The organism is Pleurocapsa sp. FMAR1 (assembly GCF_963665995.1).
In the GTDB taxonomy this organism is placed as follows: Bacteria; Cyanobacteriota; Cyanobacteriia; order Cyanobacteriales; family Xenococcaceae; genus Waterburya.
The window spans coordinates 2849399-2865125 of the sequence record NZ_OY762512.1 but is presented as its reverse complement, the minus strand read 5'-3'; the positions used below and the strand labels follow the sequence as shown (position 1 = coordinate 2865125).

The window sequence follows — 15727 nt, the reverse complement described above, 5'->3', positions numbered from 1 at the left end:
TTCATCGATTCTAAACGAAGCAATTCAAAAATATAAGATTCCAACTCGTTTTTTCTATAGAGCGATTCAGCTTTTTGGGCTAGTTTTTTGGGGCTATGGGCGGACGAAGATTCCGCCCATAGCCCCGACAGCTTGAAGCGACTGAATTAAGAAGCCTTCAATTACTATCGATCCTGCTTTTGCTTCTGCCTAAACCGAACTTACGTTACTTAAAAGCGATCTAAAGATCTTCAGCGGTATCAGGGGAAATTTCTCTTACTTTTCTATTTGTTTTAGCAACTTGTTGATCGGTAATTAGATCGTCTAATTCGTCGATGTTTACACCAATTTGCTGACAGGCTTGATGTAAATTTTCGATAAATAGAGCGGTATTTTGCTCGTATCCAGAGTTTTTGGCAGCGATCGCAATTCCTTGCTTGGCATTTGCCTTGGCACAGTCTATCAGTTCTATTCCTTGAAGCATAGTCTTTATTTTAACTATATAATTATTTTGATATCTCAAGCTGACATACTAGATTGTCAATTACATCTGTCCAAAGATCTATTTTATTTGGTTAGCGTACTTAAATCTTGAGTTACTTGAACCTGATCGCCAGCCTCGTTTTTCTCTATGTGCTTTTCTAATATTTCTAAGTTACGCATATTTGCCTTAAAATAGGCATCAAAAATGTCACCAGCTAAAGGTACAAAGCCAACGGCTGTCTCTACTGCCACATTTTTGATCATTTTAGATATTTCTGCTCGTTCTAGTCCAAAACGAGTAGCCAAATAAATCATGTAGGCAGAGATACCAGCCGAAATCAAATCTCCTCCTCCTGGAATTAAACCCAATATCGGATCTAGACCAAAACGAATTTTAGTCCCAGGAATACCAATGGCTGTATCTAAAAGCTTGGCTATTTTCCGAATTTTCCGAAGATTTTTTAGCTGTTGAATCTTATCCATTGATTTTGTACATAAGAATATAACTGCTTTATCTTATAGCGATCGCTCAACAGTTTCTTCTCTCTATAGTTATAAATTTTATTTAATTATTACAAAAAACCTTTTTTCTTCTTTTTCTTAGTTTTAGCTTTAGTTTTCTGCACTTGTGCTACGGCTGCTTCAAAGAGATTATTAAGATGTATGGGAACGCTGGCGATCGCAGGCAGTTCGGGAGTCGATGGTTTATTGTGTTTAAGTAATAATTGCTCTAAATCTGTTTCTAAATCAAAATTGTCTTTATTGGTATAATTTTTTAACAGTTTCGTTAGCGATTGAGGATACTCTTGTTTTAGCTGTTGCCAAACATAATAATTTGTTTCTGGCTTTTCCAAATAGCGACGAACATATAGATTACTATTTTCAGAATCTTCTGGATTCTCATCAGCTAATAAACTGGTAAACTTCTCGTAAGTAGGTAAAAACATTTGTCCCCAGCGCGGATGAGAAAAGACGGTAACTGCTTCTGCCTGTTTAAGATCGGCTGGTAGATCGATTTTGGGTGTTACCATCGACAGCTTGTCTTTATTCTGAGTTATCTTAGCCACTGTTTGAGCTTCTACTCCTAAGTCCGTGGCAGCTTTAGTAAAATCAGACTCACTTTTACCTGATTCTGTTAGCAATTGGGATAGAGATTTTGAATCATCAATACCTGCTTCAGCCAGTTTTTTCTGGCTCATTATCTGCTGAAGTTCAGCAATTTTCTGATTTAATTTGTACCCAGGCAAAGTCAGATTGTCCTTACCCATATAGTCAACAAACTCTTGATGATATACTGCTACAGAATCCCAAGCTTGTTCTAATAATTTTGGTGCATCAGCATAGAGAAAATCAGGGTAATTATCGCGAAACTCGCCAACAGCTACAGCTAGTTTGGGCTGACTTAACCTGCCTTTAATAATGCGATCGCTGAAAAAGAACCACTCGCGAGCGTTTATAGGTGCAATAATAGTTAAAATAATTTCTCCTGGCTGCCATCTGTTCTTTTCCTTGTCTGGTATACCAGAATGACCATAAACTTGATAGGTTTTAGCAGTTAACCAGTTCATTAACTGATAAGAATCATCGGCGATCGCTTGAATTTCAAACAAGCCAATAAAATTATGCTTCCACAGCTTAATTATTTCTATGTCATCGGCGTTTAAATCCTTAGCCTGTGCTAAAAATAGATCCAAAGGAGTTTGAGCCTGTATTTTTCCCTCGCTCAGAAATAAATCAACAGTTAAATTTTGCTGTTTAATACCGTAGCTATTCTTTTTAGCTGTTTGTGCTGCGTAGGTTTCTAGGGCGATCGCCATTTCACCTTCTGCATCATAAACGAAATCTACTACCGTCTGCTTGAGTTGAATAGCTTTTTCTAGATGATCTTGCATAAATATTTCGTAGAATGCCCAGGCTATATGCTAACTTGAATTGGCAAATTTTTCTTTTAGCTAAAGTTTAATACCTAATTCTGGGGTCAATATAGGCATTGATAATATCGATCGCAATACTAGCAATCACCACAATAATGCCAAAAAATACCATTACCCCTTGCACAGTAGGGTAATCTCGCAGAGAAATAGCCTCGTAGAGTCGATTGCCTAAACCTGGCCAAGAAAAAGTTACCTCAGTCAATACAGCACCACCTAGCAATGCTGCAAAGGTTAAACCTAGTACTGTAATTACAGGAATTAGAGCGTTTTTCATTGCATGGGAAACTAAGATAGTGCCTTCAGGAATACCTCTGGCTCTAGCTGCCTCAACATAATCGGCTTGTAAAGTTTGCTTGAGATTAACCCTAACGATACGTTCAAAAATACCGCTTAACAATAAACCTAAAGTCAGACTAGGCAGTGCTAAATAATGTATGGTGTGGAGTAACATCCCCATATCTCCTGCTAGCAAGCTGTCAATTAAATACAGTCCCGTTACCTGAGGCGGAGTGGGAGAACTAATCGGAAAGCGAGTACCCAGGGGAAACCAGCCTAAATTCACCGCGAAGATTAACTGTAAGACCATGCCTACCCAAAACAAAGGCAGAGAATAGGTAATAATCCCAAATAAACGACCTCCCGCATCAATAAACTTATGCTCTGAGGAAGCAGAAACCATACCCACTAAAACACCTACCAATACAGCAATAATCATGCTGCACAAAGAAAGTTCGACGGTGGCGGGAAAATAGTCTTTAATTACTGACCAAACTGATAAACCACGACTCGAAAGAGAGCTTCCTAAATCAAAGCTGAGTAAATTTTTGAGGTAGTCAAAATACTGTTGCCAGAGAGGATCTGTTAAACCTAATTGCGATCGCAATGCTGCTTTAGCTGCTTCTGGGGCGCGAGTACCTAAAATCGCATCGGCAGGATCTCCAGGGGTTGCCCTTAAAAGCAAAAACACCACAGTAGCGATGGTCAGCAACATCAAAGGGGCAAGAAGCAAACGAACTAAGATATATGATTGCAGAGCTTTAGAGCGAGACATTATTTAGCTATAGCTATAGTTTATAGTTTTACTAGTTATAGCAGCCGTCTTGATTAAAAATACTATTGCCTTTTCTGACGCTTACTGCCTGTCGCAACCGTTTTTTCCAATGCCTAACTCTTTCTTACTCTTTTTTAATTCCTTCCACAAAGATTTGATTTGCTTATAAGCCTGTTCTGGTGGTAGTTTACCCCCTGTTTGCAAGTTGCAAGTATAACTAATTTTTTGAGCAAACTCTTGCAAATTAGAATTAAAGACCAAATTTTCAGGCTTAACCTTGCCGTGATAAGGATGGCGAGGATAGATAAAATCGTTAGTTTTTTTATCAGTTGACATAGGACTTAATTAAGAATTATACGCTCCGATTTGTAGCAATTTTGTAGATAACTTGGTTTTATCGTAATAATTTTTAACAATTATTTTTTTAACAGGATCTAAACACAAAAGTTACTTGATGACGCTACTATAAACAGGGCTTTATTTTAGATGTTAACAAAATATTTAGGCTTTGTTAATCTAACCTTAACCTAAGTTTTCAATCCAATTTTTTATTGACCTATATTTTAGGCAATTTATTAAAGATGTCCCAGCCAGAAAAACTGTACGAAGGCAAAGCAAAAATCCTTTATGCTACTGACAATCCAGAGATACTGCTTACAGTGTATAAAGATGACGCTACGGCTTTTAATGCTCAAAAACGAGGACAAATAAAAGGGAAAGGACAAATAAACTGTCAGATTACCGCAGCCTTATTTACCTGGTTGGGTTTAATGGACATACCGACTCACTATATAGATACGCCTGAACCAAATCAGATGAGAGTCAAAGCCGTGACGATTATACCAATTGAAGTTGTGGTCAGAAACATCGCCGCGGGGAGTTTATGTCGCCAAACAGGTTTACCAGAAGGAAAAGTCTTGCCTTCTGCATTAGTAGAGTATTACTACAAAAGTGATGAATTAGGCGATCCTTTATTAACCCGCGATCGCATATTTTTGATGAATATAATAACGTCTCAAAGACTTGAAGAAATAGAGAATATGGCTCGTAAAATTAATAAAAACCTCCAAAGCTTTTTTGATAAATGCGACATTACTCTGGTAGATTTCAAATTAGAATTTGGTCTTGATGCCCAACAAAATCTGCTTTTAGCAGATGAAATTAGCCCCGACACTTGTCGTCTTTGGGATAAAAATGATGTCGATCCCCAATCAAGAGTTATGGACAAAGACCGCTTTCGTAAAGATCTAGGACAAGTAGAAGCTGCTTATCAACAAGTCCAACAGCGAGTTTTGGCTCAACTAAAAAATAGTTAAGTGTACTTTATCTCTATTAATTGCTTTTATCAACTATTTAACTTTAATGCTTCACCCTAATAAAAATAGCTAATTAATAAAAAATGGGAACATAGAGTAAAATAAGTGGTCATATTTATCCGATATTTAACCATCAGGTCAAAGATAATTAATCTTCAGCAAAATCAGCCAAGATTAATTGAATACCAATTTTATAAGTCAGAGGCGAGACAACAACTAAATAAAATGGTTAACTTATTGAATGCTCTGTTTGGTGTGTGGAAGTGTTAACAGGATTAAAAAACGTGCGTCTATCTCCTACTCTAATTACAGTTTTGGCTACAACCTTAGCTCTAGGGATATCTTTACCTACTAGAGCAGAAACTAAAAATTTCAATCAATCAGATGAGGTCATCGTTACCAATGGTGCAACCCTGCTCAAAAATATTAATTCAACTAAAATAGCTCAGACCCCTAATCGCCCATCTCAATCACCATCACAGCCTAATTCTGATACCCAAGTAAACCCAAATATTAAGCTGCCCACATTTCAACCACCCTCGCCAGGGGGACAACCACCACAGTCACCTAATAAGCCATCGCCACAAGAACCTCGTGTGCTAGTAGCAGAAGTAGCAGTTGAAGGGGCAAAAAAAGAACTTCAAGATATTGTTTATGCAACTATTGGCACCGAGCCTGGTAGAACCACTACTAGAACTCAGCTTCAAGCAGATGTCAACGCTATTTATGCAACTGGCTATTTCCAAAATGTGGAGGTAACTCCAGGAGATACACCTTTAGGAGTAAGAATTACTTTTGCGGTTCAACCCAATCCAGTTCTTAACAAGGTGACGGTGGAAACTGTTCCTAAAGGAGAATCAGGGGTTTTGCCTCCAGAAAAAGTCCAGGAGTTCTTTGGCGGAAACTATAATCAGATTCTTAATCTAAGAAAATTACAGGCAGGTATTATTAAAGTAAATGAGTGGTATAGCAAAAATGGCTATGAACTAGCTCAGGTAGTTGGTTCGCCTCAGGTTAGCCCGAACGGAGAAGTTACTTTAGTGGTAGCAGAAGGGGTAATTGAAAACATCAAGGTTAGATACCTTGATGAAGATGATAAACCAACCAAAGCTAAAACTCGTGAATTTATTGTGACGCGGGAAGTAGAGTTAAAGCCAGGAGATGTGTTTAAAAAGGATACGGCTCAACGAGATCTACAGCGCGTTTTTGGCTTAGGAATTTTTGAAGATGCCCGTTTTTCTTTTAGTCCTGGTAAAGATCCTAGCAAGGTAGTGGTTAATATTGATGTTGTCGAAGGAAGCAGCGGTTCAATTGCTGCGGGGGCAGGATATAGCTCTTCTAGTGGTTTATTTGGTACAGTCAGCTATCAGCAGAAAAACTTAGGCGGTAATAACCAGACTTTAGGCACAGAAGTACAGATCGGTGATGATAGTCTTCTATTTGATGTCAATTTTACCGATCCTTGGATTGCCACTAGCAAAAGCCGTACTTCTTACACCGTTAATGCCTTCCGTCGCCGTTCGATTTCCCTGGTATTTAATGGAGATGACGATATTCAAACTCTAAACGGTAATGATTCTCCGCGTATAGTCCGTACAGGAGGCGGTATTAACTTTGCTCGTCCTTTACCTGCCGATCCTTTTGCACGGCGAGAATGGACACTATCAACTGGATTTCAATATCAGCACGTGCAAGCAAAAAATAGTGACGGCGATTCTGCCCCTTTAGGCACTATAAACGGAATTAATAACATTCCTCTTGCCTTTAGTGATAATGGTACAGATGATTTGTTTAGCTTAAGTTTTGGAGCAAGTCGCGATCGCCGTAACAATGCTTTACAACCCACAGAAGGTTCAGTACTGAGATTAGGAACAGAGCAAACCATCCCCATTGGTTCAGGAAATATCTTATTTAATCGGATTAGAGCCAACTATAGTCGTTATTTTCCCATTAATATAGTTCGCTTTAACGATGGACCAGAAACATTGGCTTTTAATTTTCAAGTAGGAACAATTGTGGGCGACTTACCACCCTATGAAGCTTTTATTTTAGGCGGTAGTAATTCTGTTAGGGGTTATGGTGACGGTGAAGTTGGCAGTGGCAAAAGTTATCTTCAAGCTACCGTTGAATATCGCTTTCCTATTTTTAAAATTGTCGGTGGCGCACTCTTTTTTGATTACGGCACAACTTTGGGTACAGAAACCAAAGTTCCTGGTCAACCATCGATTGCCAGAGGATTACCAGGCAGTGGTTATGGTTATGGTGCAGGAGTTAGGGTACAGTCTCCCTTGGGACCAATTCGGGTTGATTATGGCATTAACAATAATGGAGGTAATGAGATTCAATTTGGTATCGGTGAGAAGTTTTAACAAATAGCTTTTAGCTTTTAGCTACAGGGCATTCGCCCAGATCGTCGCGCTAGCGCACGACTTCGCAGCTTTCGCAGCGTGTGCTTTTAGCTTCAAAGATTACTAAATAACCTTATGAAAGACAAATGGGAAATACGGTAAAGCAGGAGTTTGAGCTATCGGGGGTAGGATTGCACTTTGGGATACATACTACCGTAAAAGTCCTACCTGCCAATCCAGGAGCGGGGCGTTATTTTGTGCGAGTGGATTTGCCTAATGAGCCGATAGTTACTGCACAAGTAGAGACGGTGGGACAAACTACCTTATCTACAGAATTAGCAGCAGGAAATGTCAAAGTAAGAACTGTAGAGCATTTATTAGCTTCCTTAGTAGCAAATGGTGTGGATGATGCTCGTATTGAAATTGATGGCGAAGAAGTTCCGGTGTTAGATGGTTCGGCTAAAAACTGGTGTGAAGCAATTACCTCGGTGGGTATTACCGATAACTCCTTGACTCAAACTGCCATTACTCCGACTAAGCCAATCTGGATTAGAGAACAAGATTCTTTTGTGGCTGCCTTACCCGCATCTCAAACTCGTTTTACCTGTGGCATAGATTTTGCCTACAAAGCGATCGGCAATCAGTGGCACAGTTGGAATCCTGCTCAAGAAAGTTTTGCTAATGACATTGCTCCTGCGCGTACTTTTGGTTTTGCCGAACAAATAGAGCAGTTACAAAAGGCTGGTTTAATTCAAGGAGGAAGTTTGGATAACGCCCTAGTTTGTAGCGATACAGGGTGGATTAATCCACCCCTGAGATTTACGAATGAACCAGCCCGTCATAAACTATTAGATTTAGTAGGGGATATTAGTTTGTTGGGTCAGTTTCCCTGTGCTCATTTGATTGCTTATAAGGCCAGTCACAAGCTGCATATTCAATTAGCAGCTAAATTATCTGAGCTTAGTAATCAGTTGTAGGTGAGCAATAACAATAATTTTGTGCGCTATATATAATAAACTTCTATTGCCCACCAAAAGCAATCAGTAATCATCATAATGTCAACTGTAGAAAACTCTATTTTAAAAACTGCCCCTCAAGATATTAAGACAACTTTCAATATTCAAGAAATACATCAGCTATTGCCCCATCGCTATCCTTTCTCCCTGGTAGATCGCATTATTGACTATGTACCTGGAGAGAAGGCCATCGGCATAAAAAATGTGACCTTTAATGAGCCGTTTTTTCCTGGGCATATTCCTGATTTTCCCTTGATGCCTGGAGTGTTAATGGTAGAGGCAATGGCACAGGTGGGAGGAATTGTACTGGTGCAGTTACCAGGAATGGCTGGCAAGTTTTTTGCTTTTGCAGGAATAGATAAGACACGTTTTCGTCGTCCTGTAGTTCCTGGCGATCGCCTGACTATGACTGTAGAACTTTTAGCATTAAAACAAAACCGTATTGCCAAAATGCAGGGTAGAGCCGAAGTAGATGGAGAGCTTGCGGTTAAAGGAGAAATGATGTTTTCTTTGATTGATAAGTAAAATTAGTCTCAAGCTCAGGATTATTGCCATAAACCACTGGGCTTGCCTGAGCGTTGGTCAAAACCAAGAAAAATATTTATAATTACCATCAAACGAATAACCAGAGGTTATTTTAGTTATGTTATTGAGCGTTTATTGCTTTTGTGTAACGACTTAAATTTTGCCCAAGCATAGGACAAGCTATAGCCCCTGAGGGAATTGATTTTGAGAACCTTAATTCATCCGACTGCTGTTATTGATGACCATGCTCAGATACATCCAACGGTTCGTATTGAACCCTATGCGGTAATTGGTAGCCAAGTTACTATTGGGGCAGATACAGTGGTGGGTAGCCATGTCATCATTGATGGACTAACTACAATTGGTAAAGAAAATCAAATTTTTCCTGGTGCAGCTATTGGCTTAGAACCTCAAGATTTAAAATACAAAGGCGCAAACAGTCAGGTAATAATTGGCGATCGCAATCGGATTCGTGAGTATGTGACCATTAACCGCGCTACAAATGAAGGAGAAGCCACCGTTATTGGCGATGACAACCTGCTGATGGCATATGCTCATGTAGGGCATAACTGCGTAATTGGCAATGAAGTAGTTATTGCCAATAGCGTGGCGATCGCGGGTCATGTTCACATCGAATCAATGGCAATCATTAGCGGTGTTTTAGGTATTCATCAGTTCGTTCATATCGGCACTATGGCAATGGTGGGAGGAATGAGCCGTATTAGTCGCGATGTCCCTCCCTACATGATGGTGGAGGGCAATCCTGCTAGAGTGCGATCGCTTAACCTAACAGGATTAAAAAGACGTGGCTTTGACCAGAATGAAGTTCGCGAACTAAAAAAAGCCTTTCGCATCTTATATCTTCAGCAGATTCCTCTAACAGATGCGATCGCGCAACTGGATCAGCTATCAGACAATAAGCATATTCGACATCTACAGGATTTCGTACGGCAATCAAGTTCAGGTAGACGAGGCTTGATTATGAGCAAAAAATAGGTATTTTGCCATTTTATTGCTCATAGTCCCTTATACCTCATCCTTCATCCTCTTGACGACAGGGATGACCAAACCAGCTAGAGTCTTTCTTGCCATCATATTTTTCTTGCAGCACCTTAGCTACATCTTCCATAGTGCCATCAGCAGCAACCCAACCGCCATCAATATCAGGAAAATCTATCTGGCAATTAGCGCATTTTTTATTGTCATAAAAGCGGATTGGACACCAAAATGACTCGACGTTACGCAGCATTTCGGTGCCTAAAGACCACACTCCAGTCATCCAATCGCAATATAAACACCAGATCAAATCATAGCCAATTAAGCCCTCAAACTTGTGCCGAGAGACATTAACCCACTCTTTAGCTTCATATTTTGGCAAGCCAATCAGCTTGGTCAAAGGCGGATACACAATTAATTCGGCGAAACGAACCATCCAAAATAGGGGAATCGCTAAAGCAGTAATCCAAACCGCGAGATGATTGCGCCATCTGCCTACAATGCTACTCAAAGTACGAAAAATCTGACCTTTTTGCTTTACATCTCGATGAGCAAATTCGTGAGCCACAATCCAAGCCCATAAAACACTCAATTCAGCTATAAAAGCAACTCCCGCACCAGTAAAACCTGATACTAAAGAGCCAATAGCTATTGGCAGCAGCATAAAATACGCCAAGATTAAATCAATACCTGGAGCATGACAGCAAAAATCAGCAATATCTTTACCTAATTTACCTAGACGGGAAAGACTATGCAAAGCAGCTATACCAGTGATTAAAGCAAGGCATAAATAAGCATATAGTCGGATGTTTGCTTCCATTTTTCTAAATCCTCATACTTTATGGATTGATTAGCAAAAAAGTGCTTGACTAATCATATTTATGTTATCGAAAATGATAAAAGCGCGTTTACGAAGCTTAACGAAGTTATCGCACCACTGCTAAAACTAAAGCTAAAACTAAATTTAGTTGAACTGCTCTAATCTCAACTGTTGGTCTAACGACGTTATTTAGCTGGTTCAAAGTCTGATTTAGCTACCCCACAAACAGGGCATATCCAATCTTCTGGTATATCCTCAAAAGCTGTTCCTGGCTCAATACCACTATCTGGATCGCCTACTTCTGGATCGTATTCGTAATTACAAGCCGAACAAATATATTTCATAAACTTTAATAATATAAGTATGTAAATTGAACAATTAGACTTTATCTTAATTCATGTCAAACTTACCAACTATAAATACGGATACAATTTGGGCAATCCTTCAAGATAAAATAAGCGATGAGGTGGTCAATCAGCTAGTTTGGAGTTGCTTAGGCTACATTTATGATGAAACAAAACAAGCTTGGGATATTAGTAAAGTTGTAGATGACTGGGGCGAAAAATATCCCGAACCACCAGATTTTATTGCTAATCGACCACCAACAGTCAAGCTAACTCGTTCAATTCCCCAAGAAAATAAGCAGCTACTCAAAGAAAAGTTAGGTTTTAAAGGTTATAAGCTGGGGGAATTTGGTCCTAGAGAAACCCGTAGAGCAACCGCAGCTAATTGGCTATTAAGCTATCTAGAAACTCATTAATTCTTGGGAAACTCATGTTGTAAATTAGCGATCGTGTTTAATTTATTTTTGTCTAATTAAGTTATAACTCCCTTGTTGCGCATTTGTTTTCCTTCCTTTAAGGTATTAAAGGTTTTAAAACAATATTTTTAGATAGTAAGGTATTTTTGTATGTTTGACTGTATTATCGTGGGTGCTGGTCCTGCTGGAGGTAGTGCTGCTTATCATCTAGCTAAAAAAGGGCATTCAATTTTAGTGCTAGAAAAACTTTCTTTTCCCCGTACCAAGTCTTGCGGTGGTGGCGTGTCTCCTGCGATCGCTCAATGGTTTGATTTTGACTTTTCCCCTGTAGTACAAAATCATGTTTCTCAGGTCAAATATACTTTTAAGATGAGTGACCCTGCTGAGGTTGAGCTAAAGAATGTTACTCCAATGTGGATGGTACAAAGGGATCAGTTTGATAACTTTTTGATAGAGCAAGCCATAGGTCAAGGAGTTGAGTTTAAAGCTGATACAGAAGTAACAGGAGTTAGTTTGCAGGGAGATACTTGGCAAGTTGAAACTAATAATGGTGTATTTAAAAGCAAATATTTAATCGCCGCCGATGGTGCTAATAGTACCGTGGCAAAATTACTTGGTTTTACTGATACTCAGAAGATAGCAGCAGCTAGTTTACAAGTTCCTGGAGAAGTTAGCGATCGCCGTAAAATAACGGCATTTTTTGATTTCGGTTCATTAAAAAACGGCTTTATGTGGTGTTTTCCTAAAGCTGATGGTTATTCAATCAGTGCTGCTTATGTGCGTAATCCTCAAGGCAAGCCTGACGAACTAAAAAAACAGCTAACCAAATACGCTGAACTATTCGATTTAGATGCCAGTCAGGGAGAATATAGAGAACACTCTCTCAATTTATGGCAGAAAGATCGTCCTTTACACAGCGATCGCATTTTACTCGTAGGAGAAGCAGCAGGAATGGTCGATCCGCTCATTGGGGAAGGTATTCGTCCTGGGATGTTTACAGGAGTCCAAGCAGCAGCAGCAGTTAGTAATGCGCTTCAAGGAGATGCTAATGCTTTAGCCAACTATACAGAAACAATTAACCAGGAATGGGGAGCAAATTTAGCCAAAGCAGACTTCTTAGCTAATTTGTTTTATAAAGCTCCTAAGATTGCCTATAAGCTAGGGGTCAAACGTCCTACTGCTGGTCAACTTATGGGTAAAATTCTCTGTGGCGAATTAAGCTATTCTCAAGTTGCTGACAAAGCGACTCAGAAATTAAAGTTTATCCCAGGAATAGGGTGAATAAGTAGTTTAATGCTCAATGTTTAATATAAACAGTCTCTTAAAGAATTACGCATTACTTCTACAGGGACTGGTTGCTGTAGCCAAATTTTAAGCGCAGCTACTCCCTGTTGCAGCAGCATTTCTAGTCCGTCTATAGTTGTTGCTCCTTGAGCTTGAGCTAGTTTGAGAAATTGAGTGGGATTAGGAGTATAAATTAAATCATAGGCGATCGCACTCTTTTTAAGCTTCTGCATCAAGTCTGCGTCAACAGGAGAAGCATCTGTATGAGGAGACATTCCCACAGGAGTTGTATTAACCAGTAGATCCGCAGCCGAAATTAAACTAGCAAGATTATCCCAATTATGAATTTTAAGCAAGGAAGTAATATTGGGCGTGTGTGACCAACTTTGATAGAATCGAGCTAATTTATCGGGATTACGTCCAACAACGTGAATTTCAGAACAGCCTAAATTAGCCAAGCCAGCAATTACTGCTCTAGCTGCGCCTCCATTTCCTAAAATGACGGGAGTTATTTGTGTCCAATCTCGTGACATATTTTTTAAAGGAGCAACAAAACCCTCTGCATCTGTGTTTGTGCCTTTCCAGCCAGAAGCAGTGCGCCAAACCGTATTGACTGCACCAATATTAATTGCATCATCTGTAATTTCACTCAGTAAAGGTATGATTGCTTGTTTATGGGGAATGGTGATGTTAAATCCTTTTAGGTTAACGGCTTTAAATCCAGCGATCGCTGTTTCTAGATCTGCCTGTTTTACAGGAAAAGGTACATAGATATAATCTAAGCCCAAATGCGCGATCGCTGCATTGTGCATCACTGGAGATAAAGAATGTTCTACGGGGTTTCCTATTATTCCTAATAGCTTTGTTTGTCCTGTAATTAGCTGCATTGCATTTTAATTTATATCGATGATAAATAGTTTTTCTTGACTGGCTATTATCTATTACTAAGTAAAAATTTTAAAAAATTATTGCTTTAAATTTATTTCAAAATTTATCTATCATTTGGTTTGTGAAATTCAATTATTAAATGAATAATTAATTTAAGTCAAATTATTAAATGAATAATTATAATTATTTAAACTGTTTATGTATAGCAACTTTATACATATTTATACCTATAACTATTATTGTAGTTTAATTAAAAACGTGTATAAATACTTAAAAAGTATAGGCATTTACTTTGTAGATGTAATTTTTTAGTTTTCTTATATAAAATAGCGTATACACCTAAGTAATAACTAGATTATTTTATACTATATTCAATATTTTCGGTTACGCTTTTATACTTATTATTTTACACTTCTTAAAAAATAAGAGTCTAAAGTCTTTTTTTCTGACTGCAAAATTACATAAATCATTTAAGAAGCTTCATCTAAAAAATATAAAAATAATAGAAGAATTACCAGTTTCAATCCTGATACATACTCAATAATATTAAATAGATTACATTTGCGTGGAGTATTTTAAATAATAAATTTTATGGCAATAGATCTAACAGGTAGTTTTTTTAATATTACTCAACAGAAAATAAGTAGAGGACAAGATATAAATCTTGATTTTTCTGTTGTTAATAATGGCGATGAAGATATTCAACCATTTAATTTTGATATTGTTATTTCTCAAGATGAGAAAATCGATGAAAATGATCTAAAAATCGGTAACTATGAAATAAGAAATGTACTAGAAGCTGGCAAAGACTCAGGTCTTAAAAGCTTTCGCTACAAAACTCCTAGTGCTACAAGTCCATTTTGGCTAGACAAAGATAGTACCTATACAGTAGGTCTACGTCTCGATCCTAAAAACAAGTTCTCTGAGTCTAATGAAAGCAATAACAGTAATCGAGGCATAGGAGTCGATCTAGATACAGTTGATGCCGTAGAGTTTGGTGATTCTGATCTAGTCGGGTTACAAACTAGAGTTGGCAAGCCAGAGGTTGCTGCTGGAAGTTATATAGACTTGAGTTTTGCTGTGGCAAATGTCAGTCCTGATGAAATAGCTAATCCATTTTCAGTTGATATTTATCTTTCCAAAGATACAAAGATCTCCGAAGATGATGCCAAACTAAGTACTTACGATATTAAAGACATCGTAAATCCCAATGGCTATACAGAGGATAAAAAATACAGTTACCAAGTTCCTCCAAAAGATCATCTCTTTTGGAAAAGTGGTGATGGAAAATATAATATTCTTTTAGATGTTGACTCCAAAGATGAAGTAAGCGAAACCAATGAAGTTAATAACAGTGGACAAAATGCAGGATTAGACTATACAGCTATAAATGTTATTAACACTGGAGTTGTGGTTGCTCAACCAGATTTGGCTGTAACTGATTTTAAAGTACAAAATAATGTAGCTGCTGGAGAAACTGTGACAGTAGAATATGAAATCACTAACCAAGGTGATTCTACTGCTGATGATTTTAGTACAGGTTTCTATTTATTTACAAAAGATTATTTAGCGAGTAACGATAGTCTAAGTCTTGAAGATGATCCTGGAGTAATGTTTCTTCAGGGCGATCGCGAATCTACTTTAATGAGTCTTAAAACTGGTGAAAGTGGCACTATGACTACTCAGCTAACTATTCCCGAAAAGTGGGAAGGCTTCACTGGTTCTGGAGATTATTATCTGGGTGCGGAGGCAGATGTTTATGATGATTTTGCTGAAAGTGATGAAACCAATAATAGCCTAACTGAACTAGACGTAGACTACCAGAAAGTTAGCATTGATAACGCTCTTGGTGGTGCCGACCTGCTAACTGGATCGACTTTTGAAGTTAGTGACGATACTATCTCAACTGGATCGACTTTTGAAGTTACCTATGAGATTGAAAACAAAGGTAACGCTGTTGCTGAGGACTTTGCAGCAGATTTCTATATCTTCGATCAGGAATATCTCGATCAAAGCGATGGCTTGAGCCTTGAAGATATACCTGAAGTATTTTTCCTACAAGGAGATGAAGATTCTTCTCAAATAAGTCTCGAAGCTGATGGAAGCACTACCATGACTACTGAATTAACTTTGCCTTCAAATTGGGAAGGTTTTGGTGCGGATAGCGGTGAATATTATGTTGGTGTGGCAGCCGATCCTTACGGAGACGTGGTTGAAAGCGATGAAACGAACAATAGCCTCAACGGCTTAAATATAGATTACGCCGAAGTAAATGTCGATGTAATCTAGTCAACTAGATAAATGATAAATCAAGATACACAGACCTG

General features: G+C 38.4%; 16 protein-coding genes. 8 read left to right on the top strand and 8 right to left on the bottom strand.

Translation table 11 applies throughout. The features are described from left to right. Positions 1–220 precede the first annotated feature (220 nt). The 5 genes from SLP02_RS13890 to SLP02_RS13870 form a co-directional block, all read right to left on the bottom strand. The gene (locus SLP02_RS13890) at positions 221–463 is read right to left on the bottom strand and encodes a hypothetical protein (RefSeq protein ID WP_319421242.1); all 243 of its coding nucleotides are present in this window, start codon (positions 461–463) and stop codon (positions 221–223) included. An 83-nt stretch (positions 464–546) separates the two neighbouring features. Next, positions 547–945 (bottom strand): DUF4112 domain-containing protein, encoded by a 399-nt coding sequence (locus tag SLP02_RS13885; protein ID WP_319421241.1) that lies wholly within the window; start codon positions 943–945, stop codon positions 547–549. An 89-nt stretch (positions 946–1034) separates the two neighbouring features. Beyond that, complete coding sequence (locus tag SLP02_RS13880; protein WP_319421240.1) at positions 1035–2354, bottom strand: hypothetical protein; 1320 nt, start codon at positions 2352–2354, stop codon at positions 1035–1037. 67 nt (positions 2355–2421) lie between these two features. Further along, entirely contained in the window at positions 2422–3447 is a 1026-nt protein-coding gene (locus SLP02_RS13875; RefSeq protein WP_319421239.1) for an ABC transporter permease, read from the bottom strand. A gap of 81 nt (positions 3448–3528) precedes the next feature. Further along, complete coding sequence (locus SLP02_RS13870; protein ID WP_319421238.1) at positions 3529–3783, bottom strand: DUF7219 family protein; 255 nt, start codon at positions 3781–3783, stop codon at positions 3529–3531. Positions 3784–4028: 245 nt separating this feature from the next. Here SLP02_RS13870 and purC point away from each other — a divergent pair, with 245 nt between their 5' ends. From purC to lpxA, 5 genes are all read left to right on the top strand, one after another. Then, on the top strand, positions 4029–4763 hold the full coding sequence (gene purC, locus SLP02_RS13865; protein WP_319421237.1) for a phosphoribosylaminoimidazolesuccinocarboxamide synthase: 735 nt from the start codon (positions 4029–4031) through the stop codon (positions 4761–4763). 257 nt (positions 4764–5020) lie between these two features. Further along, a complete protein-coding gene (locus tag SLP02_RS13860) occupies positions 5021–7132 on the top strand; it encodes a BamA/TamA family outer membrane protein (protein ID WP_319421236.1) in 2112 nt (703 codons plus the stop codon). 125 nt (positions 7133–7257) lie between these two features. Further along, entirely contained in the window at positions 7258–8088 is an 831-nt protein-coding gene (gene lpxC / locus SLP02_RS13855) for a UDP-3-O-acyl-N-acetylglucosamine deacetylase (protein WP_319421235.1), read from the top strand. 78 nt (positions 8089–8166) lie between these two features. Beyond that, positions 8167–8652, top strand: a complete 486-nt coding sequence (fabZ, locus tag SLP02_RS13850; RefSeq protein ID WP_319421234.1) for a 3-hydroxyacyl-ACP dehydratase FabZ — start codon at positions 8167–8169, stop codon at positions 8650–8652. A 204-nt stretch (positions 8653–8856) separates the two neighbouring features. Continuing rightward, a complete protein-coding gene (lpxA, locus tag SLP02_RS13845; RefSeq protein ID WP_319421233.1) occupies positions 8857–9648 on the top strand; it encodes an acyl-ACP--UDP-N-acetylglucosamine O-acyltransferase in 792 nt (263 codons plus the stop codon). Between the two features lie 37 nt (positions 9649–9685). Here the strand turns inward: lpxA and SLP02_RS13840 are convergent, their stop codons facing one another. Together SLP02_RS13840 and rd are read right to left on the bottom strand one after the other, a co-directional pair. Further along, positions 9686–10468, bottom strand: a complete 783-nt coding sequence (locus tag SLP02_RS13840; protein ID WP_319421232.1) for a hypothetical protein — start codon at positions 10466–10468, stop codon at positions 9686–9688. Positions 10469–10653: 185 nt separating this feature from the next. Next, entirely contained in the window at positions 10654–10812 is a 159-nt protein-coding gene (rd, locus tag SLP02_RS13835) for a rubredoxin (protein ID WP_319421231.1), read from the bottom strand. A gap of 53 nt (positions 10813–10865) precedes the next feature. Here rd and SLP02_RS13830 point away from each other — a divergent pair, with 53 nt between their 5' ends. Further along, entirely contained in the window at positions 10866–11228 is a 363-nt protein-coding gene (locus tag SLP02_RS13830; RefSeq protein WP_319421230.1) for a DUF1823 family protein, read from the top strand. 150 nt (positions 11229–11378) lie between these two features. Next, positions 11379–12509, top strand: a complete 1131-nt coding sequence (locus tag SLP02_RS13825; RefSeq protein WP_319421229.1) for a geranylgeranyl reductase family protein — start codon at positions 11379–11381, stop codon at positions 12507–12509. 23 nt (positions 12510–12532) lie between these two features. Here SLP02_RS13825 and SLP02_RS13820 read toward each other — a convergent pair whose 3' ends face one another. Beyond that, the gene (locus tag SLP02_RS13820) at positions 12533–13399 is read right to left on the bottom strand and encodes a shikimate dehydrogenase (RefSeq protein WP_319421228.1); all 867 of its coding nucleotides are present in this window, start codon (positions 13397–13399) and stop codon (positions 12533–12535) included. Between the two features lie 592 nt (positions 13400–13991). Between SLP02_RS13820 and SLP02_RS13815 the strand changes: the two genes are divergently transcribed. Beyond that, a complete protein-coding gene (locus SLP02_RS13815) occupies positions 13992–15689 on the top strand; it encodes a CARDB domain-containing protein (RefSeq protein ID WP_319421227.1) in 1698 nt (565 codons plus the stop codon). Positions 15690–15727: the final 38 nt, after the last annotated feature.

What these genes read in the sequence shown, in the direction of transcription:
- SLP02_RS13840 (WP_319421232.1), bottom strand. Translation starts at nt 10,468, where the DNA reads ATGGAAGCAAACATCCGACTATATGCTTATTTATGCCTTGCTTTAATC.
- SLP02_RS13885 (WP_319421241.1), bottom strand. Translation starts at nt 945, where the DNA reads ATGGATAAGATTCAACAGCTAAAAAATCTTCGGAAAATTCGGAAAATA.
- lpxC (WP_319421235.1), top strand. Translation starts at nt 7,258, where the DNA reads ATGGGAAATACGGTAAAGCAGGAGTTTGAGCTATCGGGGGTAGGATTG.
- SLP02_RS13815 (WP_319421227.1), top strand. Translation starts at nt 13,992, where the DNA reads ATGGCAATAGATCTAACAGGTAGTTTTTTTAATATTACTCAACAGAAA.
- rd (WP_319421231.1), bottom strand. Translation starts at nt 10,812, where the DNA reads ATGAAATATATTTGTTCGGCTTGTAATTACGAATACGATCCAGAAGTA.
- SLP02_RS13890 (WP_319421242.1), bottom strand. Translation starts at nt 463, where the DNA reads ATGCTTCAAGGAATAGAACTGATAGACTGTGCCAAGGCAAATGCCAAG.
- SLP02_RS13830 (WP_319421230.1), top strand. Translation starts at nt 10,866, where the DNA reads ATGTCAAACTTACCAACTATAAATACGGATACAATTTGGGCAATCCTT.
- SLP02_RS13880 (WP_319421240.1), bottom strand. Translation starts at nt 2,354, where the DNA reads ATGCAAGATCATCTAGAAAAAGCTATTCAACTCAAGCAGACGGTAGTA.
- SLP02_RS13875 (WP_319421239.1), bottom strand. Translation starts at nt 3,447, where the DNA reads ATGTCTCGCTCTAAAGCTCTGCAATCATATATCTTAGTTCGTTTGCTT.
- SLP02_RS13820 (WP_319421228.1), bottom strand. Translation starts at nt 13,399, where the DNA reads ATGCAGCTAATTACAGGACAAACAAAGCTATTAGGAATAATAGGAAAC.
- SLP02_RS13825 (WP_319421229.1), top strand. Translation starts at nt 11,379, where the DNA reads ATGTTTGACTGTATTATCGTGGGTGCTGGTCCTGCTGGAGGTAGTGCT.
- purC (WP_319421237.1), top strand. Translation starts at nt 4,029, where the DNA reads ATGTCCCAGCCAGAAAAACTGTACGAAGGCAAAGCAAAAATCCTTTAT.
- fabZ (WP_319421234.1), top strand. Translation starts at nt 8,167, where the DNA reads ATGTCAACTGTAGAAAACTCTATTTTAAAAACTGCCCCTCAAGATATT.
- SLP02_RS13870 (WP_319421238.1), bottom strand. Translation starts at nt 3,783, where the DNA reads ATGTCAACTGATAAAAAAACTAACGATTTTATCTATCCTCGCCATCCT.